Below are 24,649 nucleotides of genomic sequence, written 5' to 3' on the forward strand. Positions count from 1 at the left end.
CTCTGCCTCCCGCAAACGGGTCGCGTCCTCGGTGGCTTACTGGTAGTAGCCCTCGACTGGGATGCGGGCCTCGTCGTAGAGGGCCGGGCCCTCGTGTGGGACGTTGGGCCAGGCGCCGCCTGGCTTGAGGGATGTGAGTTGTTCCTCTGAGAGGGCGTAGACGACGCGGCCAAGGCCGGAGCGTTGGATCGCGCCCGTGCACATGCCGCAGGGCTGGCAGCTGGTGTACATGGTCGTGGCGGCGGCGGTGGCGGGGTCGAGTTCGCGGGCCGCCCAGCGGGCCAGTTTGAGCTCCGGGTGTGCGCTGATGTCGGATTCGGTGAGCGTGGTGTTCTGCTCCTCGGCGAGGATGCGGCCGTCCGGGTCGGCCAGCAGCGATCCGAAGGGCGGGTTGCCGTTCGCGCGTGCCGCGGCGGCCAGTTCGATCGCGCGGCGGAGAAGGCGTTCCTGGTCGGGTGTCATGAGTGCTCCATTCGCGGTTGAAGGTCCCAATGGGCGGCCACGGCGGCCAGCATCTGCCACTTCGCCGCGGGGTGGAGGGTCTCGTCAGGGTCGCCGTCGAACGGGTCGAGCACGACGGTGTCGGCGCCGAGCAGCCGTAGCTGTTCGAGGTCCTCGACGACCTGGTCGATGGTGCCCTCGCCGGCGCGGCGGTGGGGATCGGTGACGTGAGAGTCGGTGATCCGCAGGATGATGCGGGGGGCGAAGGCCGGTACCGGCCGGGTGCCGGCGATGGCCTTCATCCGGTCGATCGCCTCGCGCAGCCAGGGCAGGGTGTTCCGCAGCGGGTGCCAGGCGTCGCCGAGGCGGATCGCGCGGCGGATGCCGACGTCGCTGTTGCCGCCGATCCACAGCGGGATCGGTCCTGCGCGGTAGTCGGCGGTGTCGTCCCTGGCGGCCCGTAGCGCCAGGAGGGTGTCGTCGGTGAGTTTCCCGCGCTGGTCGAACGGCACGCCGAGGGCGGCGAACTCCTGCTTGGCCCAGCCCGAGGCCACTCCGAGGACCAGCCGGCCGCCGCTGAGCTGGTTGAGGTTGGCGGCCATCCGAGCGGTCAGGAGCGGGTGCCGGTAGGGCGCGATGAGCACGGTGGTCCCGAGCCGGACCCGGTCGGTGATGCCGGCGAGCCAGGCCAGGGTGGTGAACGGCTCGTAGAACGGGGCGGGGTACTGCGCGGCGACATCGGGCGTCACCACGACATGGTCGGAGACCATCAACAGGTCGAAGCCAAGCCCCTCCACGGTCTGCGCCCAGCCGCGCAGGACGCCGGGATCGGTGCCGGGTCCGAAATTCGGAACGTTCACGCCTATTCGCACCGGTTCAGGCTATCCAGACGATCACCTCGTGATGAAGGCGGTCTTTGCGGCGTATGCGACAGACGCCCGTGATTTTGCCGGTATTTTTGCTGAATGGCCGAGAATCTCGATGCGACGGACTGGGCGATCCTGGTGGAGGTCCAGCAGGACGGTCGTATCGCGCTCACCGAGCTGGGACGGCGGGTGAACCTCAGCCCCTCGGCGACGACAGAACGGGTCAGGCGCCTGGAGTCGATGGGCGTCATCACCGGTTACCACGCCGGCGTCGACCTGGAGAAGGTCGGGTTCGCGGTGATGGCCGTCGTACGGCTGAAGTTCCCCGGCAACCGGCACGAGCCGCTGCACCGGCTGCTCGCCGAGCGGATGGAGATCCTGGAGTGCCTGCGGACCACCGGTGACGACTGCTACACGCTGAAGGTCGCCGCGGCGTCCATGCGCCATCTGGAACGCCTGGTCGGCGAGCTCGCCGAGTTCGGAAGCACGACGACCAGCATCGTCTACAGCCAGCCGCTGCCCTACCGCGGCCCGCAGCGAGCCCCGGACGCCTGACGCTATTGACCGCAGGTCGCGGGGCAGAATGTGACCTCGGGGTAGCGCGACGACGGCTTGTCCAGGAGGGGCTGCCGCTGCGACTTCAGATGCTGGTCGAGGAAGGCCGCCACGTACGTGCGGGTGAGCTCGGCTGAGCGCGCCGCGGGCAGCACGCCGTAGGCGGGCTTGATGCCGAGGGCGCTCGCCACCAGCGGGCCGTCGGTGAAGGACGCGTGTTCCGCGCCCGACAGTACGAGCCAGCGCTTCCATCCGGTCAGCAGCTTCCAGTCGCGGTCCCACGAGTTGTCGCGACCGCCAGGGGCGTGCTGCGGCGAACCCATGAACAGGAAGGGCCGGGAGAACCCGTTCTTGGGGATCCGGGCGTACGTGGTGCCGTCCATGTCGATTCCCGCGCGCACCCGGGAGTCCTTCACCATGGCCGCCACGGCGCTCGCCCCGCCGATCGACTGGCCCACCATCGCGATTCTGGAGCGGTCGATCAGGCCAGACTTGTCCCACTTGGATGTCAGCTGGTCGAGCACGAAGGAGACGTCGGCCGCCCGGCCCTGAACCACCCCGGTGCCGAACCCCGGGTCGGAGTCGCTGTCGCACGCCAGGCACTCCGCGACCCGCCCGCCGGGCAGGGTCGTGGCGTAGCTTTCGTAGGTGTGGTCGATCCCGGCCACGACGTACCCCCTGCTGGCCAGGTCCTCAGCCAGGGACGTGAGCGTGCTCATGGGCTTGGTGAAACCGGGAGACAGCACCACCAGCGGAAGCTTCCGCCCCGTTGGCTTGGCGTCTTCGACGGCGTTGGTCCGCGTCTTGCTCAGCGTGTCGTACGGTGCGCTGGTGATCTTGGAGCCCTTCATGAGGAGCTCCGATTCCTTTGGCGTCATGTACGGCGCCCGCTGCCCGTCCCGTTGCTTGGTCGGATACCACAGGGTGACCTTGAGCTCCCTGACTTTGACGTCGAGGTTCCAGGGGTCGGGGCGGGAGGTGTCCTTCAGGTACAGGGCGGTGGTGCCGACCGGATGGGGGCTGGTGGGAGCGGGCAGGGTGGCGGGGCCGGTCGGAGTGGCCGTCGGGTTGGCGGCCGACCGGGGCGGCGTGGGCGCGGAGCAGGCGGAGGCGGCGAGGACGAGCAGGCCTGCGGCGACTGCCAGGAGCTGTCTCATGGAGGGGTCCATTCACTTGTGCAGCAAGGTCAGGGCCTCGGCCAGGGCGGGGTCGCGCCCGGCGGCCGCGTCCTTCGGCGTCATGGGCACGTAGTGATCGGGCGGCACGCCGATCCGGTCGAGCACCTCGCGGTTGGGCCCCAGGTGGTGCCTGTCGGGGAAGCTCAGCATGGTGTGGTTGCTCAGCAGGTACGGCTGCGCCGGACCGGAGACGACCCCGGCGGTTCTGGTGCCGACCAGCCGGCCGATCCGCAGGTCCTTGACCGCGGAGCTGAAGTGCTCACACGCCGACGCGCAACTGCGGTCGGTGAGCACCACCAGCGGCAGGTTGAGCAACTCGACGGTGTCGTCGGTCCACGAGGTCTTGCACGTGCCGTCCACGGTGCACTGGTATGCGGTGACCTTGCCGTGGACGAACGTGCTCAGCAGCCGGGTCGCCTCCACGGGGCTGCCGCCGCCGTTGCCGCGCAGGTCCAGCACGACGCCGATGAGAGTACGGCTGGTGCGCAGCCTGGAGATCGCCTTGAGAACCCTGTTCGCGGAGTCGGGAGCGAACCCGGCCAGCCGTACATAGGCGATGTCGTCTTCCAGCAGCTTCGATCTCACCACTTGCAGGGCGGCCAGATCCCGCTGGTAGAGGCCGGGCTTGAGCGTCACGCTCCAGCGACGGCCGGTGGTCTGCCGCAGGAGCCGCAGCCGGACCGGGCGGGCTTGCGGGTATTGCGGGTAGAGGGCGGCGATCGCGGGGGTGGCCTTGCCGTCGATGAAGGGCGCCGATCCGTCGATCGATTCGATGACGTCGCCCGGGCGCAGTCCGGCGGCCTGCGCCGCGCCGCCCTGCACGGTGGTGACGAACAGCGGCGGGACGGCGGTGCCGGGGTTGCCGTTCACCTGCGGGCCGCTGACGTTCGCCTGGAGGCCGAGCCCGTACCCGTCGCCGTCGTAGTAGTCGGGCGGGCGCTTGACGTCGTGCACCCAGCGGGCGTGGTTGTCGCCGAGTCCGGCCACGATGGCCTCGAGGGTGACGACGGCCAGCCTGTCGCGCAGGTCGGGCACCTGATCGGTGATCTTCCTGTAGACGGCCTCGAACGCGGTCCAGTCGGCTTTGTGGTCACCGGTCAGCGCCGGCATGGTGGCCTCGGGCACGTCGCGCCCGTTGCGGTTGAGCTCCTGGGTCAGGACGGCGAATCCGGTGGTCAACAGGGAGCGGGCGTCCAGTGTGGCGCCGCTGTAGTAGTTGCCGAGGATGCAGAAGTACGCCTGCTCGATGACGTCGATCGTGGTGGCCGTCTCCGCCTCTGGAGGTCCCTGAGGGCGCGCGCAGGCCGTACTGCCTGCTGTGCTCGCCTGGCTGCGCGGCGGCGTCGGCGCCGTGCAGGCTGCCACCAGGAGGAGCACGAGCCCGGCGGCCGCGGTCCTGATGACGGTCATGACAGGCGCCTGCGGATCCACCAGAAGGAGAACCACGTGAGGCCGAGGGTGAGGAAGGCGTAGATCCCGGTCTCGATCCACTGGAAAGGCCAGAAGCGCTCAAGGGGCTGGTAGGTCGCCTTCTGCCGGTAGCCGAGCCGGTTGATCTCAGGAGTGCACGTGTTCGGTCCCGCTTGCTGCGGTGAGCAGGGTCCCGACGTCGTGGAGACCTGGACGGCGCCTTCGCTGCCGAGCGTACGTCCGGATGGATCGACCAGGTTGTTGGACAGGACCCAGGCGCCCGCGTGGCCAGGAACGGCCGACTTCAGCGAAAGCTGCGGAGATCCGCCTTCACGCGATATGCCGATCCCGTCCACGTTCGCCTCGCCGAGCTCGAAGGTCGAGGTGATCGGGGGCATCAGGTGGGGCCGGACCAGCAGCGGCATGGCGAGCTGGATCGCGGCGAAGACGGCCAGCGTGAGGGCCATGGCGGGCAGCGTGCGGCGCACCAGCATGCCCACGGTCACGCCCAGGACGAAGGCGAAGGCCGCATACCCCATCGGGGCGATGCCGCGCGCGCCGAACACCAGGGGAGCCATCAGGGCCAAGCCCTCCGGGGCCGACTTGTCCAGGGGCCCGGACCACCAGGTGGCCGCGAGGCCGCACAGGCAGGAGGCGGCCACGGCGACCAGGCCGGTGAGCCCGAGCTTGACCGCCAGCCAGCGGGTGCGGGTGATGCTCTGGTTCCACACCAGCAGGTGCGTGCCCGTCTCCAGCTCGCGGGTGATCAACGGTGCTCCCCAGAAGAGCCCGACGAGCGCGGGCAGGAGCAGCACGGCGAGGCTGACGGCCATGAAGGGGGTGTCGTACTGGCCGAAGAAGCGGTCGTAGAAGCGGAGGCAGGTGTCGTCCTGGGTACAGTCGGCGATCCCGGCGGAGTAGCGGGAGGCCAGGCCCGGGCCGGTCAGAGCCAGGGCGGTGGCGAGGATGACGAGTGCGGTGGCCATCATCGCGGCCGAGCCGCGGAACTGGCGCCAGGCCAGCCAGATCATCGCTGCACCTCCAGGGCGACCCGCCGGTTCTCGGCGGTGTGCTTCTCCATATAGGCCAGGACGAGGTCCTCCAGGCTGAGCTGGGAGACCGTCCAGGCGGGGTCGTGGATCGGGGCGTCGGTACGGACCACGTACGTGCTCTGCCGGTCGGTGTGGCGCGCGGAGACCACGTGCTGGTCGGCGGGCAACCGGTTGGGTTCGCGACGCGGTCCGGTGAGCCGGTGATGGGTGGCCAGCAGTTCGTCGGTCTGTCCGGCCACCTGCACGCGCGAGTCGATGAGCACGATCAGGTAGTCGCAGACCCGTTCCAGGTCGGAGACCAGGTGGGAGGAGAGCACCACGCTGAACTCGTGCTCGACGGTGGCCTCCATCAGCCCCTGCAGGAACTCGCGGCGGGCGAGCGGGTCGAGCGAGGCGACCGGCTCGTCCAGGATCAGCAGCTCGGGACGTTTGGCCAGGCCCAGGGTGAGGGCGAGCTGGGCGCGCTGGCCGCCGGACAGCTTGCCCGCCCGGTGGGCGGGATCCAGCCCGAGCCGGGCGATCCGCTCGCGCGCCACCACGACGTCCCAGCCAGGGTTGAGCCGGGCTCCCAGTCGCAGGTGCTCGGCGACGCTGAGCGCGGAGTAGACGGGGGTGTCCTGGGCGACGAAGCCGACCTTGGCCAGTTGCGCGGGGCCGCGGGCGGGACGGCCGCCCAGCACGGTGATCTCGCCCGTCGTGGGCTCCAGCTGGCCGCTGGCCAGCTTCAGCAGCGTGGTCTTGCCGGCTCCGTTGGGGCCCACCAGCCCGACGACGTGCCCGGCCGGGATGCCGAGGGTGCAGTCGCGCAGCGCCCAGCGCCTGCCGTACTTCTTGCCCAGTCCCTGGGCCTGCAGAACGGAAGTCATGACAGCTCCTTCGGAGCCGTCGTGACTTGAGTGCTGTGCTTATTGGTGCCCTCGCTTCGCTCGGTCACGCTATCTCCTCCTGAGCGGTGGTCCGAAAGGTGGTCATGAACAGCGCCTCGATGCTTTCCTCGTCGAGGCCGGCCCGGCGCGCCTTGGCCAGCCAGCGCTGCAGTTCCAGCCGCAGCGGGCCGTGCGCGGCCAGCGAGGTGTCGGTGAGCGTGGCCGTCACGAACGTCCCCACCCCCGGCCGGGCGGCGACCAGGCCCTCGTGCTCGAGCTCCCGGTAGGCCTTCAGGACGGTGTTGGGGTTGATCGCCAACCGCGCCACGACCTCCTTGACGGTCGGCAACTGGTCGCCCTCGTGCAGCAGGCCGAGCCGTAGCGCGTGCCGTACCTGCTGCACGAGCTGCAGGTAGGGCGAGACGCCGGATTTCGCATCCAGGTGGAACTCGATCACAGGTTCCTCCATATATCTAATGTCCTAGCACTATAGATATTTGCATATATGGCGCCCGTTAAGGAAGTCACGGCCTAGATTGCTAGCGTGCTAGCATCGCCGATGTGGGTGACGAGGATGTGAAGCAGTTCAACGTGTACCTGCCGATCGGGCTGATCAAGCAGGTCAAGCATCACGCCATCGAATCGGAGATGTCGCTGTCGGCGTTGGTGGCGCAGGCGCTGCGCGTCTACCTCGACGCCCACGGGCAGCGGCCATCATCTGGGGAGGAGAGCTGACATGGCGACCGAGGGCATCGAGGGCGTGTACCTGGAGACCCACAACTGGGGCAAGGCGGCCAGGTTCTATCAGGCGCTGGGGTTCGAGGTCGAGTTCTCGACCGGCGACGGTTCCGGGGTGCTGCGTAACGGCGGCGGCGGGCCGTACCTCGTCCTGGCGGAGATTCCCGCGGATCGGGAGCCGCAGGTGCAGGTCGTGCTGAAGGTGGCCGACGCGGAGGCCTTCCAGGCCGATCCCGTGGTCGAGGTGGTCACGCCGTTCGAGGACACGCATTACGGGACCAAGGAGATGACCGTCCGCGATCCCGACGGGCGGATCTGGAGCCTGCAGGCCCAGGCCAAGGGCTGACCGTGGCGCGCAGGTGGTGGACGCTGCTGGTGGCGTGCGCGGCGACGTTCATGTTGCTGCTCGACGTCACGATCGTGGTGGTCGCGCTGCCGGACATCCAGCACGCGCTGGGCGCGGGCTTCGCCGACCTGCAGTGGGTGACGGACGCCTACGCGCTGACGCTGGCGGCGCTGCTGCTCACGGCGGGCTCCCTGGCCGACAGGTACGGCAGGCGGCGCGTATTCGTGGCCGGACTGTCGATCTTCACCGTGGGTTCGGCGCTCTGCGGCCTGGCGCAGGGGCCCGCGATGCTGAGCGTGTCCAGGGCGGTGCAGGGGGCCGGTGGCGCGATCTTGTTCGCCACCTCGCTGGCACTGCTCGCCGGGGCCTTCCAGGGCAGGGAGCGTGGCGTGGCCTTCGGGGCCTGGGGCGCGGTCGCGGGTGTTGCCACGGCGCTCGGCCCGATCCTCGGCGGACTGATCACCACCGGGATCAGCTGGCGCGGGATCTTCCTGGTCAACCTGCCGATCGGCGTGGTCGCGATCGCCGTCGCGCTGGCCAGGGTGGACGAGTCCCGCTCGCCGTACAGTGCGCGGATCGACTGGCCCGGGGTCGTCACGCTGACGGCCGGGCTCTTCAGCCTGGTGTACGCGCTGATCAGGGCGAGCGAGACGGCGTGGGACGAGCCGGGCGTCATCGGCTGCTTCGGGCTCGCGGCGGTGCTGCTCGCCGGGTTCGCCGTGGTGGAGTCGCGGGTGCGCGAGCCGATGTTCGACCTGTCGCTGCTGCGGACGCCGACGTTCGTCGGCGGGTCGATCGCGGCGTTCGCGATGAACGCCTCGCTGTTCGCGCTGTTCCTCTACATCGTGCTCTACCTGCAGAACGACCTCGGCTACAGCGCGCTCGGCACCGGCGCCAGGCTCCTGGTCGTCTCGGCCGGCACGGTGATCGCCGCGACGGTGGCGGGACGGCTGACGAGCCACGTCCCGGTCCGTTGGCTGATCGGTCCCGGGCTGGTCCTGGTGGGGGCCGGGATCCTGCTGATGCGGGGCCTGGACGCCGGGTCGGACTGGACGCACCTCATCCCGGGGTTCGTCGTCGCCGGTATCGGGACGGGGCTGGTCAATCCGCCGCTGGCCTCGACCGCGGTGGGTGTCGTGCCCGTTCATCGATCCGGCATGGCCTCGGGGGTGAACCAGACCTTCCGGCAGATCGGCATCGCCGTCGGCATCGCGCTGTACGGCTCGATCTTCGCGGCCTCGCTGCGTGCCGAGCTGTACGAGCGGTCCGGCTCGCGGGAGTACGCCGATCGGATGGCCGAAGCCGTTCAACGCGGTGCGAAGCAGGCGGGCGTGGCGGGCGCGGCACTCAACGACGTGCTGCTCGTCGGCGGCGTTCTCGCCCTCGTGGGCGGGGTGCTCGCCTTCGCGCTCATCCGCAGCAAGGATTTCGTTGCTCCTCAGGCTCCGGTGACCGCCTCGCCGGCTCCCTGATCGGGTACGGCGGCGCAGCTCCGTGAAGCCGGATTGTCGGTGGCGTGTGGGAACCTTCGGGGGTGTCGACCTCCGAAGCCCTTCCCCGCAGCCGCGACGAGGCGATCGCCGCCGAGCAGGCGGGCCGCGTCCTGCGCTACCTCTGCTTCTGGGGGCACACGGGGAGCCTGGCGCCCGGGTGCCTGAGCCAGTGGTGGCCGGTGTCCTTCACCGAGGGCGGGCACACGTTCGGCTCCGCCGAGCACTACATGATGGCGCACAAGGCGTGGCTGTTCGGCGATGACGAGACGGCCGCGCGGGTCCTGGAGGCCGAGCATCCCGGCGAGGCCAAAAACCTCGGCCGTGCCGTGCAGGGCTTCGACGAGCAGGTGTGGAAGGCGGAGCGCTTCGGCATCGTGGTCAGGGGAAACGTCGCGAAGTTCGGCCAGCATGCCGAGTTACGCGAGTTCCTGCTCGGCACGCGGCGCCGCGTCCTGGTGGAGGCGAGCCCGCGCGACCGCATCTGGGGCATCGGTCTCGCGGCCGCCGACGAGCGCGCCGCCAGCCCTTCGACCTGGCGCGGCCTCAACCTGCTCGGCTTCGCCCTCATGAGTGCCCGCGATGCCCTCTCCAGCGAGGCAGGCGCCTGAGCAGGCATTCCCCTCGGACTTCACGGGCACGTCCTGCGGGACCCACTCGGCGCTCACGCCGCGTGCGTGGGTCGGGGCCGCGACCCGGCTCTGATGCGACGGGAAAGCGTTGGGGCAGGGGTGCGCCCAGATCAATGAGCGAGGATGCGTGATGCGCTTGCGGCGTCCCTCGAGCCGGTATGCACGCTAGGGGCGGGGTTGGGAGCTGGCGCGGGCGTGGAGTTCCGTCTGGAGGACTATGCGGGTTGGTGGGCGGGAGGGGGTGTCGATGCGGTCCGCGAGGAGTTGGGCCGCGGCGCGGCCGAGTTCGTAGGTGGGCTGGCTGACCGTCGAGAGCGACGGGCGCGAGAGCCTGGCCCAGGGGATCTCGTCGAAGCCGATGACGCCGATCTGCGCAGGCACGGGCACGCCGCGTTCCGCGAGGCACTCCATGGCGCCGACCGTCATGAGGTTGTTGGCGGCGAAGACGGCGTCCAGGTGCACGCCCTCGTCCAGGAGCGCGGCCATCGCCGCGTACCCGCCCTCCTCACGGAAGTCGGCATGCCGTACCAAGGCCTTGTCCTGGGGGAGACCCGACAGGCGCAGCGCCCGCTGGTAGCCGCGCAGGCGGCGCATGGCGGTGGACATGCGGCGCGGCCCGGTGATGCAGGCGATGCGGCGGTAGCCGGACTCGATGAGGTGGGCGGTGGCCTGCTCGGCGCCCTTCTCGTTGTCGACCAGGACGGCGTCGACGTCCGCGTCGGGGAGTTCGCGGTCGATGGTGCACACGGCGGTGCCGGCCGCGACGAGGGCGCTGATGTCGGTGGTGTCGTCGGCGGGCGAGATGATCACGCCGGCCATGTTGTCGGAGAGCGCGACCGCGATGTACTCGGCCTCGCGCGCCGGGTTCTCGTCGGTGTTGCACAGGACGACCGAGTAGCCGTGCTGCCGCCCGACGTCCTCAACGCCGCGCACCAGCGAGGTGAAGAACGGGTTGCCGATGTCGGAGATCAGGACCGCCCAGAGCGTGGTCTGCCTGCGCCGCAGGTTGCGGGCCACGCCGTTGGGCCGGTAGCCCAGCTCGGCGACGGCCTCGTGCACCCGCGCGGCCAGCTCGGGGTTGACGGTGGCGCGCCCGTTGAGCACGCGCGAGACCGTCGCGGCGGAGACGCCCGCGTGCCGTGCCACGTCCTGGATCTTGAGCAAGCTCGTCCCCCTGTGATCGGATGACAGTGTAGACCCTTGCTGGAAATCGATTGCTCCAGGGCGCATCGTACGGCAAGCCACGCGCCAGGCCATGGCCCAGCATCAACGGTACGGCAGCGATTACCAGGCCGTCCGCTCGTCATCCTGGGGCGCGTACACCAGCTCGGGCTCGACGCCGAAGCGCATGACGGGCCGTTTGACCGACCAGGCGGGCCACCCGGGGTCGCCGGTCCGTGCGAACGACACCCAGGCCGCGTGCATGGCGTCCGCCAGCGGCTGCGGCGCGTCCGGCCCGGTCAGCGCCACGACGTCGGCCGTGCGCAGCGTGTCGAAGACGAAGCCGATCTCCAGCGCGTGGCACGCCCCCAGGTTCTGTACGGGCGTGCGCCAGGCGAACTCGTACATGAACGTCCTGGACGTCCGCTCGTCGGCCAGCTGGTTCAGCGGAACCCGCAGCACCTTGTCGGTGACCAGCGCCCCGAGCACCTCGCCAGGTTTGGCCCCGGGGCGGCGAGCCCGGTAGAGCCCGGCGGCCCGCCCGCCGATCCGGTACTTCAGCCGCGCCAGGGTGAACGCCAGGGGCCCGATCCGGTCGACGAGGCCGCTGGGCACGAACCAGAGCCGGTACTCCTCGGAGTTGTAGCCGACCATCAGCTCGCCCTCGAAGCGCCGATCCATACCGGGATCCACGATGCCGAACCCGTCGCGCACGGCGGCCTGCGCGTCGAGCAGCCGCTCCCGATCGACGTCCGCGAACGCCGCCGCCGTCGCGGGAACCCCCAGCCTGCGCGCGATCTTCCTGGTCAGCCGTCTGGCCGCGGCCGGCCGTACCGTGTCGGGAGGTCCTGATTGCATGATCGCCCGCCGGAACAGCCCGTCGCCCACGGACAGCAGCGCCCCCACCGAGATCGCCCCCGCGGACTCCCCGAACACGGTCACGTTCCCCGGATCCCCGCCGAAGGCGGCGATGTGATCGCGTACCCACCGCAACGCCGCCAGCTGGTCCAGCAGCCCCAGATTGGCCGGAGCATCGGGAAACAGCCCGAACCCCTCGATCCCCAGCCGGTAGTTGATCGACACCAGCACCACGCCGTCCCTGGCGAAAGCCGTACCGTCGTACACCGCGGGCACGGACGAGCCGTACCGCAGCGAACCGCCGTGGATCCACACCATGACCGGCAGATCCCGCGCGCCCACCGGCGTCCAGACGTTGAGGTTCAGGCAGTCGTCGCCGGGCACGGCCGGGTCGGCCAGCAGCCGGTCGAGCGGCGGCGGGTAGGGCCGCTTCGGCGCGGTCGGCCCGTACTCCAGCGCGTCGCGCACCCCCTCCCAGGGCTCGACCGGTGAAGGGGCGCGGAAGCGCAGCTCACCGAAGGGCGGCCGCGCGTACGGCAGGCCGAGAAAGGCCGCGATCCCGTCCACCACCTGCCCGCGCACCCGCCCCGAAACGGTCTCCACGATCACCGGATCACCTCGCAGGGAACGGGCGAGTCGACGCGGACCCGCGTGCCGTCGACCTCCACCGAGACCGGCCCGTGCGGCGTGGGCACGGAGCCGCGCGCCCAGGCCAGGTCGCCGAGCCGGGGCGCGATCCGGACGCTGGCGTACCCGGGCTCGGCCGGAGTTATACCCAGGGTGTGGACGAGCAGGTCACGCGCGGACGTGGCGGCAGTACGAGCCGCCCTCCCAGCACTCGTGCAGCGCCCCGCTGTGCACGATGCGCCCATTCCCGGCAGAGCCCCACGATCCGGTCGGCCGCACCGAGCAGGGCGAGCGCATCGTGCAGGGCGAGCGCGCCGTGCAGGGCGAGCGCGTCGTGCAGGGCGAGCGCGTCGTGCAGGGCGAGCGCGCCGAGCAGGGCGAGCGCGCCGTGCGCCACGTAGCGGAAGAACGGCTGCGCCCCCACCACGAGAGCGTGCACGTCCCAGTCGGGTTCGCCGCGCAGGCTCACCGGGCCGCCGGAGGCGGGGCCGTTCCAGCCCTGCTGCTGCGCGAGGTGGCGGGGCCGACCTCGCTCGACCCCGCGGACGACGCGCACGTCCAGCGTCTCGGGGCCGCCCTGGCCGCCCGGCGTACCGTGTGAGGATGAGCCACATCCATGACCCCGCGTGCGAGATCGCGCACGTGGACGCGCCGCCCGTCGTGGCGGGCAGGACCCTGGTGGCGGCCTTCGCCTCCCCCGTGGCCTCCTGTCTGCTGCGGTTCGGTGCCGAGCTGGGGTTCCGCACCGTCCTGTTCGAGCCGGACGAGTCACGCGACCTGCCCGGATTCACCGTGATGCGGTCGCTCGGCGACTGGCTCGACGGGACCGCCGACGTGGTCCTCACCGACCACCACCGCGACGAGATCGGGCCCGTGCTGCGCGACGTGCTCAAGGGCCAGACCCGCTGGATCGGCATCATGGGCAGCCCGCGGCACACGGGACCGCACGTGGCGGCGCTCGCCGAGCTGGGCGTGCCGCCGGAGGAGATCGCCCGGGTGCACCGGCCGATCGGACTCAACATCGGCTCGCAGACGCCGCCGGAGATCGCCGTGGCCACCCTGGCCGGGCTGATCGCCGACAGGAACGGGCGGCCGGGGGGATTCTCGTTCTCCGACATTTCGTGACAAGTTTGGCTATGTCTTGATCATTGGTTCATGGCGGTGTCAGATGGTCTGTCCGTAATCCCCCTTTAGGACAGGAGCCACATGCGTCTCGGGCGTATCTCCGCACTCCTCGCCGCCGCCGTCATCGGACTGGTCGCCTCGCCCGCCGCGGCCGCTGACCACGGCAGGGGCGGTATCCGGATCAACCAGATCCAGACCATGGCCACACACAACAGCTACCACCGCGAGCTGACCGACGCCGAGAAGGACGTCCAGCGCAAGACCGACAACGGCTGGTGGAACCTGCAGTACTCGCACCCGGCGCTGCCCCTGCAGTTCGAGAACGAGCACGTGCGCGGCATCGAGCTCGACGTCTTCCCCGACCCGCAGGGCGGCCTGTACGCCAACCCGCTGGTCAGGCGCGACGCCGGCCTGCCCGCGCTGACCGACCCCGAGCTGCGCAAGCCCGGCTTCAAGGTGCTGCACTGGGCCGACCACGACTACGGCTCCAACTGCGTCAGCCTCTCGCTCTGCCTGCGCCAGGTGAAGACCTGGTCCGACGCCCACCCCGAGCACGTGCCGCTGACGATCCTGATCGAGCTGAAGAGCACCGACCCGGCCAAGGAGGCCATGGGCGGCGCCAAGAGCCCCGCCTGGGACACGCCGCTGCTCGACGCCCTCGACGCCGAGATCCGCTCGGTCCTGTCCGACGACCAGCTCATCACGCCCGACGACCTGCGCAAGCCCGGGCTCACGCTCGAGCAGTCCGTGCTGAAGTACGGCTGGCCGCGCGTGGACGAGTCGCGGGGCAAGGTCATGTTCCTCATGGACAACCAGGATGCGAAGTTCCAGACCCCCTACCTGGCGGGCAGGCCCAACCTGGAGGGCCGGGTCCTGTTCACCAACTCCCGTCCCGGGCGCGCCGACGCGGCCTTCGTCGAGTGGAACGACCCGACGGGCGCCAACCTGGCCCAGATCCAGGACTTCGTCCGCAAGGGCTACTTCGTGCGGACCCGCTCCGACGTCCCCTTCAACGAGGCGCGCTCCGGCGACACGACCCGCCTCAACAACGCCCTCGACAGCGGCGCCCAGATGATCAGCACCGACTTCCCCGCGGTCGGCCTCGCGGCCCGCAACGGCACGGACTACGTCGCCCAACTCCCTGACGGCGCGACCGTCCGCTGCAACCCCATCACCGCCCCCCACAACTGCCACGACCACGGCCTCGAGTAACCCACCCGGACCCCCATCGCCACGCCCCAGTCACCGGACCACGCCACCCGACCACTCCGTCGCCGCAGGCCGCGCCGCCCGGCCACCCGGGCGGGCGTCGGGCTGCATCGCCTGGCCGCTTCGGCGGTGCCTGGCCGCTTCGGCGGTGCCAGACCGCGTCGCCCGGCCACCCGGGCGGTATCGGGCCGCATCGCCTGGCCGCTCGGGTGGTGTCGCGCCGTGTCGCTGGGTCACTTCGGCGGCTTAGCTCGGGGCGGTGACCTGAGGTGGCGGTCGCTGTGTACTGGTGACGTTCGGTTGGCGGTAGGTGCATGGGGCTCGGGCCGGCCGTTCGGGCGTGGTTGTCAGGATCGTGGGGCGGGGCGAGTGGATTGTCGGCAGGGCGGGGCATCATCTTCGCCATGACGAGTGTTGGCGCTGTGCTGGTGCCCCAGTTCCCGCCCGAGCGGATGCGTTCGATCGCCGTCGCCGCCGAGGAAGCCGGCCTGGAAGAGCTCTGGCTCTGGGAGGACTGCTTCCTGCAGGGCGGGATCTCCTCCGCCGCCGCACTGCTGGCCTGGACGCGACGGCTGCGCATCGGCATCGGTGTCCTCCCGGTGCCGCTGCGCAACGTCGCGCTCACGGCCATGGAGGTGGCCACCCTGCACCGCCTCTTCCCCGACCGGGTGACCGTCGGCGTCGGCCACGGCGTCCAGGACTGGATGGGCCAGGTGGGCGCCCGCGCCGAGTCGCCCATGACCCTGCTCCGCGAATACCTCGACGCCCTGCGCGCCCTCCTGCGCGGCGAGCGGGTGACGACCCACGGCCGCTACGTCCACCTCGACGACGTAGCCCTCGACTGGCCCCCCACCACACCGCCCCCGATCCTCGCCGCGGCCACCGGCCCCCGCACCCTCCGCCTCACCGGCGAAGCGGCGGACGGCACCATCCTCACGGCCCGCACGACCCCCGCCCAGGTCCGCCAGGCCCACGCCACCATCACCGAAGCCCGCGCCACCCGCCCGGGCCCCCACCCTCTGGTCGTCAACGTCCTGGCCGCCACCGGCCCGGACGCCCGCCCCCGCCTGGCAGCCCAACGCCGCCGAGCCGACTACCCGCCCGCCACCCCCACCGAAGTAGCGGGCGACCCCCAGGACGCCGCCTACGCCCTCACCCATTGGGCCAAAGCGGGCGCCACCCACCTCATCCTCCAACCCACCCCCGACGACCCGGACCCCGAATCCTTCATCCGCTTCGCCACCCAAACCGCCACCCTCCTCTCCCACTGACCACCCCGGCCACCGGCCCGGCGAACACCGCGGGCGCTCGCGAACCGCAGACCGCCCCACCACCGGGTCGGCGAGCCGACATACGACAGAGCCCAGCGCCACGCGTACGGCGCGCCAGGAGGTTGCGCAAGACGCCTGGCGTGGCGACGCTGCCCGGGTGCCGGGTGCCGGGTGCCGGGTGCCGGGTGCCGGGTGCCGGGTGCCGGGTGCCGGGTGCCGGGTGCGGGGTGCCGGGTGCGGGGTGCCGGGTTGGTGAGCGTGGCGAGCAGTCGCGGACCGCAGGGTGGCGCGGCGAGCACCCGGCGCCGGGTCGGCGAGAGGGTGTGCGGCGGAGTTCGGCGCTACGTGTGTGGCGAGATGGGGGTGCGTGGGTGCTGTGGCGAGCATCTGGCGCCGGGTCGGTGAGAGGGCGTGCGGCGGAGTTCGGCGCAACGTGTATGGCGAGACGGGGTGCGCGGGTGCTGCCGCGAGCACCCCGGTGCTGGGTCGGTGAGAGGGTGTGCGGCGGAGTTCGGCGCAACGCGTGTGGCGAGATGGGGGTGCGGCGGTGCCTGGCCGTGGCATCCCGGCGCCGGGTCGGTGAGACGGTGTGTGTCGGCCGCCCCGGACTGGAGCGGGTCGGTCAGTCGATGAGGTGGAGGTCCGGGGGGACCAGGGTGGTGCTTTCCAGGAGTTCGAGCATGAGGTTGTGGTTGAGGGCGTTGCCTACCGGCTGGCCGAGTTCTTCGCGGGTGAGGCCGGGGACGCCGCCCTTGGAGAGCCGGGCTCGCACAGCGACCACGGTGTGTTCGACGCGTTTGGCCGTCCAGCCGGCGCCGGGCTGGGTCTCGTCGAGGAGGGTGGCGGCCTGTTGCCAGGTGAGGGGTTGCGGGTGGGCCTCGTGCAGGAGGTAGCGCTGGCCGAGGGCGACCAGTGCCAGCCGCTCGGCGGGTGACAGCCGCCAGGTCCTGGGCGGCTGGGTCACGTCGTCGGGGCGCGCCGCGGGGAACGGGCCGGAGGATCCCCGCACGTACGCCTCGAGCAGGTGCTGGCGCGTGCCGGGCAGGAACAGCGGCGTGTATCCCTCGGCCAGCGGCACCGGGTCGTCACCGCGGAAGACCCGGCGCCCGCCGGGCAGCCGGATCGGTACGCGGCCCAGCGCGCGCACGCACCACGCGCCGCTCTCCCTGGTCAGCGAGCCGTGCCTGCGGCTGACCCGCCGGTCGCCCTCGCCCACGCACAGGTCCACCGCGTGCCGGTTGCGGCCGAAGACGACCGTCCGGCCCTCCACGGGATCGACGACCAGGCCGCCGCCGATCGCCAGCAGGTGCAGCGTGCCGGGCGTGGACGGGGACACGCCCAGCGCGAGGCTGTCGATCATTCGGGAACCCTCCCGAGCGCGGGCCCTAGCCTCGGGATCACCCCTCGAGAAAGGACGATCATGTTCAGGACGGGCATCGCGCTCCTGACCCTCACGACCGCCATCCAGGCCGCTCCCGCGCAGGCCGCCACGAGCGCGCATCCCTGTTTCGACGGCAGCTGCAAGATCACCGTGACGCGCTCGGTGAGTTTCCGCGTCTCCAGCAGGTACGGCATCACGAAAATCTCCATCACCAGGCAGTCGGGCGGCATGGTCCGCGTGCGCGGGTACGGCGGCGGCGTCTCCCTGGAGGTCCGCTTCGACAGGTACGGCAGCGGCCGCCTCAACAACCTGCTGGTCACCCCGGTCTCCATCAAGCGGCGCTCGGCGACGTTGCGCTTCCGCCCGCTGTAGCGGGCAGCCGGGCGGCAGCCGTACGCGCCAGGTCGAGGGCGGGGTCGCACAACCGTCCAGAGGAGCCGAAGACGGCGACGAGCAGCAGTTCGGCGACCGGCTGCCCGCCATCGGTCAGCGTGCGGTGCACGACCCTGACCGCGCAGGTGTGCTCGCCGTACCCGTCCTGCTCGACGTAGGCGTCGTGCCCGGCGAGCCGGACGTGCCGACCGTCCCCCGGCCCGAGGGGTGCGTTCTGGTCGAAGCGGACCAGCAGCCAGGACCGGTCGGCGGGGTCGCGCCAGCGGCACTCCCAGCGTCCGAACCCCACCTCGGGGCGCGCGTCGAGCCCGGGCAGCCTCGCCAGGTCCGCGGGACGCAGCAGCGCGCACGCGTCGGCCGCCGCGAGCGAGGCAGGCTCGGGCGTCCTGCTCGGCAGCGGCCCGCGCGCCAGCCGGGCGGCCGCCGCGGTGGTGGCGGTGTCGGCGATCGCGCACAGGTCCGCTCGTCCCTTCCCGTGCAGTTCCGCGGTGACCTGTACGGCATGCCCGCCCACCGGCGTGGTCGAGCGGGAACACGAGGTCTCGTCCTGCTCCGCGGGATCGGCCGTGGGCACCAGCTCGATCTTGACGTCCACCTCGGCGGGGTCTCGCCGGATGATGACGTCGCAGCGGTTGAAGTTCCCGTAGTGGGCGTCCACCGTGGCCTTGCCGTATCGGCTGAGCACGCCGGGGCCGACCAGGGCACACGGGTCGGCGATCGCGCGGACCGCGGGAGGCGCGGGCGGGCGCGGAGGCGCCCGGAAGGACAGCAGCCACACCGTGAGCGCCACGGCCACGGCGGCGGCCAGGCAGGCGAGCGCCCACCGGCGAAGGCGGAGCCGTGGCGGCGTGGTCAGCAGGCGTTCGGCGTCGGCGAGCGTGGGCCGCCGGGCGGGGTCGCGGCGCAGCAGCTCCACCAGGACGGGCGTGAGAGCCCCGGCGTGCGAGGCCCGCTCGACCCGCCCCGCCATCGCCCGCCGTAACGCGGCCATCGGGCTGCCGGACGCGCCGTACGGCGAGCGTCCCTCGACCGCCGCGAACAGCGTGGCGCCCAGCGAGAAGACGTCGGAGGCGGGGCTGGGATCGGCGCCGTTGGCGACCTCGGGCGCCACGTAGGCGGGCGTGCCGATGACGGTGCCGGCGTCGGTGATCGTGATCTCACCGTCGGGCGAGCGCGAGATGCCGAAGTCGCCCAGCTTGGCCTGCCCGTCGTCGGACAGCAGCACGTTGCCCGGCTTCACGTCCCTGTGCAGGACGCCCGCCTCGTGCACGGCGCGCAGCCCGCGGGCCAGCTGGGCGCCGATCTCGGCGACCCGGGCGGGCGGCAGCCTGCCGTGCTCGGCCAGGCTCCTGGCGGGCACGTACTCCATGACCAGCCACCACGCGCCGCCGTCGGGCACCAGGTCGTACACGGTGACCACGTTGGGGTGGCTCACCCTGGCCAGGATCCGCGCCTCCCGCCTGAGCAGCGTGGCCCGCCGGTCGTCGCCGGTCAGCGCCCGTTTGACGGCCACCACCCGGCCAAGCTCCTCGTCCACGGCACGCCAGACCGCGCCGTTGCCGCCGGAACCGATCCGCTCCTCCAGCCGGTATCGGCCCGCGACCGCGTGAACGGACTCCACCGTCCCTCCGGATCCCGCACGATCGGATACGGACAGCAATGTACGCCACGGTTTGCCGTCGGTCAGGACAAAGCGTTAAGTGCGCGATCGACGTCCGCGACGGTGTTGTAGACGTGGAAACTGGCACGGACCTTGCCGGCGCGGACCGCGGCGCGGATGCCCGCCGCGGCCAGGCGCTCGCCGGGGGCGTCGACGGCGACGATGGCGCTGTCGGAGGGTTCGAGCCCGAGTCCGGCGCGGAAGCGGTTGGCCAGGCCCAGGTTGTGCTCGCGGATGCGGTCGATGCCCAGGTCGTTGAGCAGGTCGAGCGCGGGCGCGGCGCCGACGTAGGAGAACCAGGCGGGCGACAGGTCGAAGGCGCGGGCGTCGTCGGCCAGGCGCAGGGGAGGGCCGTAGTAGGCGTCGGCGCCGTACCAGTTGGCGGCCAGCGGTCGCATACGCGTGCGCAGCTCGGGCGACAGGTAGCCGAACGTGGCGCCGCGCGGCGCCAGCAGCCACTTGTAGCCCCCGCAGGCCAGCGCGTCGATCCCGGAGACGTCGACGGGCAGCCAGCCGCAGGCCTGCGAACCGTCGGCGATGACCAGCGCGCCGTGCGCGCGGGCGGCGGCCACGATGTCGGCCAGCGGCGCGACCTGGCCGGTGGCCGACTGGACCAGGCTGAAGGCGACGGCGGCCGTGGACGAGGTGATCGACTCGGCCAGCCGTTCCACGGGCACGGTCTCGACGTCGGCGGCCACCAGCCAGGGGAAGAGGTTGCTGGTGAACTCGATCTCCGGCACGACGACCTTGGCGCCCTCGGGCAGCGCGGTGGCCACGACGGACATGATCTGCGACACGGTCGAGCTGATCATCACGTCGGCCGGGGAGGCGCCGATCATGCGGGCGAAGCCGGACCTGGCACGCCCGACGGAGGCGTCCCACGGCTTCCAGTCGCTGCTGCCGTGCCGCCACTGCGTCAGTACGGCCTGCAGTTCCTCGAAGGCCTCCCGCGGAGGCAGTCCGTAGGAGGCGGTGTTGAGCCAGCCGGGTTCGGCGTCCCACAGCAGGTGCGCGTCGGATATGTCCACCTAGCCGAGCGTAGCGATCGGTTCACATGGTACAAACTCCGGGTGATCTCGCTCACGAACGACGATCCTCGGCAGATTGGCCCGTATCGCATCGTGGGGAGGCTGGGCGAGGGCGGGATGGGCGTGGTGTTCGCCGGCCGGGACCCGCGCGGCGAGCGGGTCGCGGTCAAGCTCGTGCACACCGCGTTCGCCGGCGACCCGGAGTTCCGCGCCAGGTTCGCCCGGGAGATCGCGCTGCTGGGCCGGGTGCGGGGGGTGTGCACCGCGCGGATCCTCGCCTCCGACGCTCAGGCGGCACGGCCCTGGCTGGCCGCCGAATACGTGCCTGGCCCGACCCTGGAGGAGCACGGGCCGCTCCAGGGGGACGGGTGGTTCGGGCTGGTGGCGGGGATGGCCGAGGCGCTGGTGTCCATCCACGCCGTGAACGTCGTGCACCGCGACATCAAGCCCTCCAACGTGATCCTGTCGCCGGGCGGGCCCAAGCTGGTGGACTTCGGGATCGCCAGGGCGCTGGACGGCACGTCGGTGACGCGGTCGGGCCAGCTGATCGGGACGCCCGGCTGGGTGAGCCCGGAGGAGTACCGCGCGGGCAAGGCCGGGCCCGCTGCCGACGTCTACGGCTGGGGACTGCTCGCGGTCTACGCCGCGACGGGCAGGCCGCCGTACGGCACCGGGCGGCCCGAGGTCCTCGCGCACCGGGTCCTCAACGACGAGGTGGACACCGCCGCGGTCCCCGAACCCCTGCGCGGCCTGGTCGGCAGGGCGCTGTCGAAGGACCCCGCCGCCCGCCCGAGCACGGACGAGGTCATGGCGGCCGTGTCACGGGCCTGGAGCTTCACCGGGTCCCACGGGCTCACGCTCCGGCTCGGGGACACCTGGGTCCTGCCGCAGGAGGAGGAGCAGTGGCCCAGCCGCGGCAAGCCGCGCAGGACGGCGGTGGCGTTCGTCGCCGCCGCGGTGGTGCTCGGCGTGGGCGCGGCGGCCTCGTTACGGCTGATCCCGCTGCCGATCTCGCCGCCCGAGAACACGCCCACCAGCGTGAGCACACCGCCGCCGTCAACGGCCGAGACCACGCGGAGCCCCACCCAGGAGGAGACCCCCACTCAGGAGGAAAGCCCTACCCCGACGAAAAGCCCGGAGGAGAGCCCCACCCCCGAGGACACCACCCCGAAGGAGCCGCGGACGAGCACCGAACTGGCCGCCGCACTGGAACTGGCGCTGGAGAACAGCCCGGCGGCCGACTTCTCCTTCGAGGGCGGCTTCACCCAGAGCGACACCTCCGGCACCAAGGCCAGTGGCAGCCTGGAGAGCGGCTCCGATGACGACGACACCCTCGACATGCGGGTGGAGGCGGGCGACGAGACGACGGCGCGTCACACCGTGCGCGACGGCGCGGCCGACGGCCGGCGGCTGACCACGCTCACCCCGGCCGACCAGCGCTGGTACGCCCTCATGGTCGCCGGTACAGCAAGCCCGTCCGTCATCCGCGACGTCGTGGCGAACTCCTCCCGGATGCGGCACAACGGGCACACCTACTCCGGCACCCTGGACATCGGCCAGACGAGCGGACGCCTGCGGTTCCTGCTCGACTCGTGGATGAGCGGGGACGCCGTCGCCAACAGTCCCCGCTCCTACCTCACCTTCTCCTTGTCCATCGACGACGACGGACTACCGGAGCGTTTCCGCCTGACGTGGTGTGTCCCGACCGGCGACGCGGGCGTCTACCGGTCGGAGTTCTCCACCGAGTACAGCGACTGGCGCTCCGGCTAGCGGACGCGGACCTGGGAGGCCAGCGTCCCGGAGGACTTCCAGCCCGCCACCACGGACGCGTGCCCGGCCAGCGCGCGGTCGAGCGGCACGGTCACGGTCCCGTCGCGGGAGACCGTGACGAGCTTGCCGCCGGCCGTACCCTGGTCGTCGCGGACGAACAGGTGCAGCTCGCCCTGGCCGTTGGCGTGGAAGCGCACCCGCACCGCCTGGCCGTCGGCCGTGGCCGAGGTGACCCAGCCCGCCTCCGACCGGGGCGCCGCGGGGCCGCCCGCCAGCGGCAGGCCGAGCCGTACCGCCTGCTCGAGCGACTGCGGCGAGTCCAGGCTCGACAGCGCCGTGTTCGGGATCACCGGGTCGGGCACCGGGCCGGTCCGTGGCTGGTAGCCGGCCAGCGTGGCCACACCCCAGCGGTACGGGTCGCCCTGCACGCCGCCCCAGGTGGACCAGCCGATCCGGGTCTGGCCGGTCTTGTCCTGGGTGTCGGAGTCGTAGACGAGGATGTTCATCCCGAGATGCGCGGGATCGACCGGGCCGGGCAGAGCCGCGATCGGGATGGACAGCTCCACCGTGTACTCACCCGCGGACACCCTGGAGGCCACCTTCTCGCCGGGCGCGCCGGGACCCTGGTGGTTGTCGGCGTCGCGCAGCACGCACGGCGGGCCTTCGGCCGTCACCGGCAGCACGGCGGTCTTGAACGTGGTCGAGGTGTTCTCCGACGTGCCGCGCGGGTCGAAGGTCACCTCCACCGAGTCGGTGCGCCAGTGCCGCTTGCAGTCGGCGGCGGCCAGCTTCGTGCCCAGCACGTCGTCCTTGACGTTGACCAGGACGAACAGCGTGTCGTCCTGCCAGGTGACCTTGGCCGTGCCCGAGCAGTCGGCGGGCGACGCGCACGGGCTGCCCTCCCAGACGCGGGAGATGTCCAGCGCCGGGCCCGAGTACTCGCCGGGCGACTCCACGCCGTCGACGGCCGGCGCCGTCGCGGCCTGCGGGATCGTGGCCGCCGGGACGAGCTCGAGCGCGGGCTTGGCCACGTCGGAGCCGTCGGAGCCGGTGGTGGTGATCGTGTAGGCGTAGTCGCCGCCCTCGTTGGAGGTCTTCAGCGACGGGTCGGAGTTGGTGATGGTGAAGGGCACGGTCGTCGTCGCGCCGGGGGCCAGCCCGGAGTAGGCCGCCTCGGCGCGGTCGGCGGTGAAGCCGTTCGGCAGCGTCAGCCGTACCGAACCCGACTCCGTGGCGGAGCCGACGTTGGTGACCGTCACGCCCACCTGGCGCGAGCCGCCGGACGGCAGCGTGAGCACGGGCGTGACGATCCCGCGCAGCTGCGGCGCCAGGTCCGCCCACTTCTCGTACTGCGTGACCTGCGGCAGCAGCTGCTGCTGCCCCCGTACGGCGGGCCCGACCTCGACCTGGCGGTCGGCGTAGCCGCGCCCGTGGTCGGTGGTCACGACGGCGCCGATGCGCGCCCGGCCGAGCGCGGTGCCCGGGGTGACGGTGAACGTCGTGCCGGACCCGCTGACCTTCCAGCCGTCGGGCACCCGTGGCTGGACCGAGACGTGCCCCAGGTCCTCGGGCGACTTCAGCGACACGGTGACCGTGAAGGGCTGCCCGGGCCGGACGGCGAAGGAGCTGGTGTTCACGGAGAGCTTGGTGCCGAGCGGGAGCCCGCCCTGGCCCTGGATCAGCGCACCTTCCAGCATCGCCGTAGGCGAGGCGGTGCCGGGCTCGGGGATCGGGACGCGCGAGTCCACCTGGGTGAAGTAGTCACAGCCGAGCTGCGCGGGATCCGCGGGCACGTCGGGGAACCCGGCCCAGCCCTGCGAGGCGTAGGCGCGCTGCGCGTCGCGCTCGATCGCGGCCCACGTCTTGCCCTGGGCGGCCGACTTGCGCCCGCCCCACACGCCGTAGAGGTTGCGGGACGGATCGGGGACGGCCTCGCAGCCCTGGCCGTTCACGGGCGTGACGCCGCGGGCGCCGCGCAGGAACAGGCGCGAGGACGCGAAGGGCTTGAGCCCCTCGCGGGTGATCTGCTCGGGGAACGCCTTGGGGTCGGCGGCGGCGTAGAAGGCCTCGACGGCCAGCCGCGCGGCCTGCTGGTGGTTGCCGTGGTTGCCGGGGGAGGGCGCCGGGTCCATGGTCATGATGACCTCGGGCCTGGTCTGGCGGACGACGCGGACCACCTTCTCCAGGGTGTCGCCGCCCCAGATCTGGTCGGTGAGCGGCGCGCTCACCGTGTAGTAGAAGTCGACGTCGTCCAGGTTGAACACGTCCCGCACGCCCGCCTTGCCGACGGCCGTGCGCTCCTCGCCCTCGCGAAGCAGGCCGAGCGCGGGTCCCTCCTCCGGGCCCACGGCGTTGCCGCCGCCCTCGCCCCTGGTGACGGTGACGACACCGGCGCGCAGCCGGTGGTCCTCGTTCCACTGGCCGAGGGTGGAAAGGCTGGACGCCTCGTCGTCGGGGTGCGCGCCGACGAACAGCACGTCGAGATCGGCTTGTGGTGGAGTGGGGGGTAGTGCGGGAGTGATCGGGTTGAGGTGGAGTAAGGCCGCTAAGAGCAGCGCACGCATGGAGCCTCCGATCGGGTGTTACATGGTG

Annotated in this window: 25 protein-coding genes; 11 read left to right on the top strand and 14 right to left on the bottom strand. The window is 71.7% G+C overall.

What is annotated here, in order from left to right; all coding sequences use genetic code 11:
* Positions 1 to 36: 36 nt before the first annotated feature.
* Both KIK09_RS21760 and KIK09_RS21765 read right to left on the bottom strand, forming a co-directional pair.
* A complete protein-coding gene (locus tag KIK09_RS21760) occupies positions 37 to 462 on the bottom strand; it encodes a nucleoside deaminase (protein WP_214321109.1) in 426 nt (141 codons plus the stop codon).
* Positions 459 to 1,301 carry an LLM class flavin-dependent oxidoreductase gene (locus KIK09_RS21765; protein ID WP_308164225.1) on the bottom strand — a complete coding sequence of 281 codons (843 nt, stop codon included), beginning with the start codon at positions 1,299 to 1,301 and terminating at the stop codon, positions 459 to 461. The genes KIK09_RS21760 and KIK09_RS21765 overlap by 4 nt, the downstream gene beginning before the upstream one ends.
* Before the next feature lie 105 nt (positions 1,302 to 1,406).
* On the opposite strand from KIK09_RS21765, the gene KIK09_RS21770 reads away from it, so the two are divergent.
* On the top strand, positions 1,407 to 1,862 hold the full coding sequence (locus KIK09_RS21770) for an Lrp/AsnC family transcriptional regulator (protein ID WP_214321111.1): 456 nt from the start codon (positions 1,407 to 1,409) through the stop codon (positions 1,860 to 1,862).
* Between the two features lie 2 nt (positions 1,863 to 1,864).
* On the opposite strand, the gene KIK09_RS21775 is transcribed toward KIK09_RS21770, so the two are convergent.
* The 5 genes from KIK09_RS21775 to KIK09_RS21795 all read right to left on the bottom strand — a co-directional run bounded on the left by KIK09_RS21775 (position 1,865) and on the right by KIK09_RS21795 (position 6,825).
* The gene (locus KIK09_RS21775) at positions 1,865 to 3,019 is read right to left on the bottom strand and encodes an alpha/beta hydrolase family protein (RefSeq protein WP_214321112.1); all 1,155 of its coding nucleotides are present in this window, start codon (positions 3,017 to 3,019) and stop codon (positions 1,865 to 1,867) included.
* Between the two features lie 12 nt (positions 3,020 to 3,031).
* Complete coding sequence (locus KIK09_RS21780) at positions 3,032 to 4,450, bottom strand: S41 family peptidase (protein WP_214321113.1); 1,419 nt, start codon at positions 4,448 to 4,450, stop codon at positions 3,032 to 3,034.
* Positions 4,447 to 5,481, bottom strand: a complete 1,035-nt coding sequence (locus KIK09_RS21785) for an ABC-2 membrane transporter-related protein (RefSeq protein WP_214321114.1) — start codon at positions 5,479 to 5,481, stop codon at positions 4,447 to 4,449. Before KIK09_RS21785 ends, KIK09_RS21780 begins: the two co-directional genes overlap by 4 nt.
* On the bottom strand, positions 5,478 to 6,368 hold the full coding sequence (locus KIK09_RS21790) for an ABC transporter ATP-binding protein (RefSeq protein ID WP_214321115.1): 891 nt from the start codon (positions 6,366 to 6,368) through the stop codon (positions 5,478 to 5,480). Before KIK09_RS21790 ends, KIK09_RS21785 begins: the two co-directional genes overlap by 4 nt.
* A gap of 64 nt (positions 6,369 to 6,432) precedes the next feature.
* Complete coding sequence (locus KIK09_RS21795) at positions 6,433 to 6,825, bottom strand: GntR family transcriptional regulator (protein WP_308164226.1); 393 nt, start codon at positions 6,823 to 6,825, stop codon at positions 6,433 to 6,435.
* A gap of 104 nt (positions 6,826 to 6,929) precedes the next feature.
* Here KIK09_RS21795 and KIK09_RS21800 point away from each other — a divergent pair, with 104 nt between their 5' ends.
* The 4 genes from KIK09_RS21800 (at position 6,930) to ybiA (ending at position 9,553) form a co-directional block, all read left to right on the top strand.
* Positions 6,930 to 7,103: a ribbon-helix-helix domain-containing protein gene (locus KIK09_RS21800; protein ID WP_214321117.1), complete on the top strand. Its 174-nt coding sequence runs from the start codon at positions 6,930 to 6,932 to the stop codon at positions 7,101 to 7,103.
* Between the two features lies 1 nt (position 7,104).
* Positions 7,105 to 7,452: a VOC family protein gene (locus KIK09_RS21805; protein ID WP_214321118.1), complete on the top strand. Its 348-nt coding sequence runs from the start codon at positions 7,105 to 7,107 to the stop codon at positions 7,450 to 7,452.
* Between the two features lie 2 nt (positions 7,453 to 7,454).
* Entirely contained in the window at positions 7,455 to 8,924 is a 1,470-nt protein-coding gene (locus tag KIK09_RS21810) for an MFS transporter (protein WP_214321119.1), read from the top strand.
* Between the two features lie 62 nt (positions 8,925 to 8,986).
* Complete coding sequence (gene ybiA, locus KIK09_RS21815) at positions 8,987 to 9,553, top strand: riboflavin biosynthesis intermediates N-glycosidase (RefSeq protein WP_214321120.1); 567 nt, start codon at positions 8,987 to 8,989, stop codon at positions 9,551 to 9,553.
* A gap of 186 nt (positions 9,554 to 9,739) precedes the next feature.
* Here the strand turns inward: ybiA and KIK09_RS21820 are convergent, their stop codons facing one another.
* The 3 genes from KIK09_RS21820 to KIK09_RS21830 all read right to left on the bottom strand — a co-directional run bounded on the left by KIK09_RS21820 (position 9,740) and on the right by KIK09_RS21830 (position 12,465).
* A complete protein-coding gene (locus tag KIK09_RS21820; protein ID WP_214321121.1) occupies positions 9,740 to 10,738 on the bottom strand; it encodes a LacI family DNA-binding transcriptional regulator in 999 nt (332 codons plus the stop codon).
* 120 nt (positions 10,739 to 10,858) lie between these two features.
* Positions 10,859 to 12,202: a carboxylesterase/lipase family protein gene (locus tag KIK09_RS21825; RefSeq protein ID WP_308164227.1), complete on the bottom strand. Its 1,344-nt coding sequence runs from the start codon at positions 12,200 to 12,202 to the stop codon at positions 10,859 to 10,861.
* On the bottom strand, positions 12,199 to 12,465 hold the full coding sequence (locus tag KIK09_RS21830) for an alpha-L-rhamnosidase C-terminal domain-containing protein (RefSeq protein WP_214321122.1): 267 nt from the start codon (positions 12,463 to 12,465) through the stop codon (positions 12,199 to 12,201). The genes KIK09_RS21825 and KIK09_RS21830 overlap by 4 nt, the downstream gene beginning before the upstream one ends.
* Here KIK09_RS21830 and KIK09_RS21835 point away from each other — a divergent pair.
* The 4 genes from KIK09_RS21835 (at position 12,456) to KIK09_RS21850 (ending at position 15,825) form a co-directional block, all read left to right on the top strand.
* Positions 12,456 to 12,821, top strand: a complete 366-nt coding sequence (locus KIK09_RS21835) for a hypothetical protein (protein ID WP_214321123.1) — start codon at positions 12,456 to 12,458, stop codon at positions 12,819 to 12,821. The two genes, KIK09_RS21830 and KIK09_RS21835, sit on opposite strands and share 10 nt — an antisense overlap.
* A 2-nt stretch (positions 12,822 to 12,823) precedes the next feature.
* Positions 12,824 to 13,345 (top strand): XdhC family protein, encoded by a 522-nt coding sequence (locus tag KIK09_RS21840; protein ID WP_214321124.1) that lies wholly within the window; start codon positions 12,824 to 12,826, stop codon positions 13,343 to 13,345.
* Between the two features lie 81 nt (positions 13,346 to 13,426).
* Positions 13,427 to 14,557, top strand: coding sequence for a phosphatidylinositol-specific phospholipase C1-like protein (locus tag KIK09_RS21845; protein WP_214321125.1), 1,131 nt, complete (start codon positions 13,427 to 13,429; stop codon positions 14,555 to 14,557).
* A gap of 401 nt (positions 14,558 to 14,958) precedes the next feature.
* Positions 14,959 to 15,825, top strand: a complete 867-nt coding sequence (locus KIK09_RS21850) for an LLM class flavin-dependent oxidoreductase (RefSeq protein WP_214321126.1) — start codon at positions 14,959 to 14,961, stop codon at positions 15,823 to 15,825.
* 622 nt (positions 15,826 to 16,447) lie between these two features.
* Here the strand turns inward: KIK09_RS21850 and KIK09_RS21855 are convergent.
* Positions 16,448 to 17,185, bottom strand: a complete 738-nt coding sequence (locus KIK09_RS21855; protein ID WP_214321127.1) for an FHA domain-containing protein — start codon at positions 17,183 to 17,185, stop codon at positions 16,448 to 16,450.
* Positions 17,186 to 17,245: 60 nt separating this feature from the next.
* Here KIK09_RS21855 and KIK09_RS21860 point away from each other — a divergent pair, with 60 nt between their 5' ends.
* Positions 17,246 to 17,578 (top strand): hypothetical protein, encoded by a 333-nt coding sequence (locus tag KIK09_RS21860; RefSeq protein ID WP_214321128.1) that lies wholly within the window; start codon positions 17,246 to 17,248, stop codon positions 17,576 to 17,578.
* On the opposite strand, the gene KIK09_RS21865 is transcribed toward KIK09_RS21860, so the two are convergent.
* Together KIK09_RS21865 and KIK09_RS21870 are read right to left on the bottom strand one after the other, a co-directional pair.
* Entirely contained in the window at positions 17,538 to 19,220 is a 1,683-nt protein-coding gene (locus KIK09_RS21865; protein WP_214321129.1) for a serine/threonine-protein kinase, read from the bottom strand. The genes KIK09_RS21860 and KIK09_RS21865 overlap by 41 nt on opposite strands.
* Before the next feature lie 62 nt (positions 19,221 to 19,282).
* On the bottom strand, positions 19,283 to 20,287 hold the full coding sequence (locus KIK09_RS21870; protein WP_214321130.1) for an aminotransferase class V-fold PLP-dependent enzyme: 1,005 nt from the start codon (positions 20,285 to 20,287) through the stop codon (positions 19,283 to 19,285).
* Between the two features lie 42 nt (positions 20,288 to 20,329).
* Between KIK09_RS21870 and KIK09_RS21875 the strand changes: the two genes are divergently transcribed.
* The gene (locus KIK09_RS21875; RefSeq protein ID WP_214321131.1) at positions 20,330 to 22,057 is read left to right on the top strand and encodes a serine/threonine protein kinase; all 1,728 of its coding nucleotides are present in this window, start codon (positions 20,330 to 20,332) and stop codon (positions 22,055 to 22,057) included.
* Here KIK09_RS21875 and KIK09_RS21880 read toward each other — a convergent pair.
* Positions 22,054 to 24,621 (bottom strand): sugar-binding protein, encoded by a 2,568-nt coding sequence (locus tag KIK09_RS21880; protein WP_250573541.1) that lies wholly within the window; start codon positions 24,619 to 24,621, stop codon positions 22,054 to 22,056. The genes KIK09_RS21875 and KIK09_RS21880 overlap by 4 nt on opposite strands.
* Between the last annotated feature and the right edge of the window lie 28 nt (positions 24,622 to 24,649).

It is taken from the genome of Nonomuraea sediminis (assembly GCF_018531495.1).
Classification (GTDB): Bacteria; Actinomycetota; Actinomycetes; order Streptosporangiales; family Streptosporangiaceae; genus Nonomuraea; species Nonomuraea sediminis.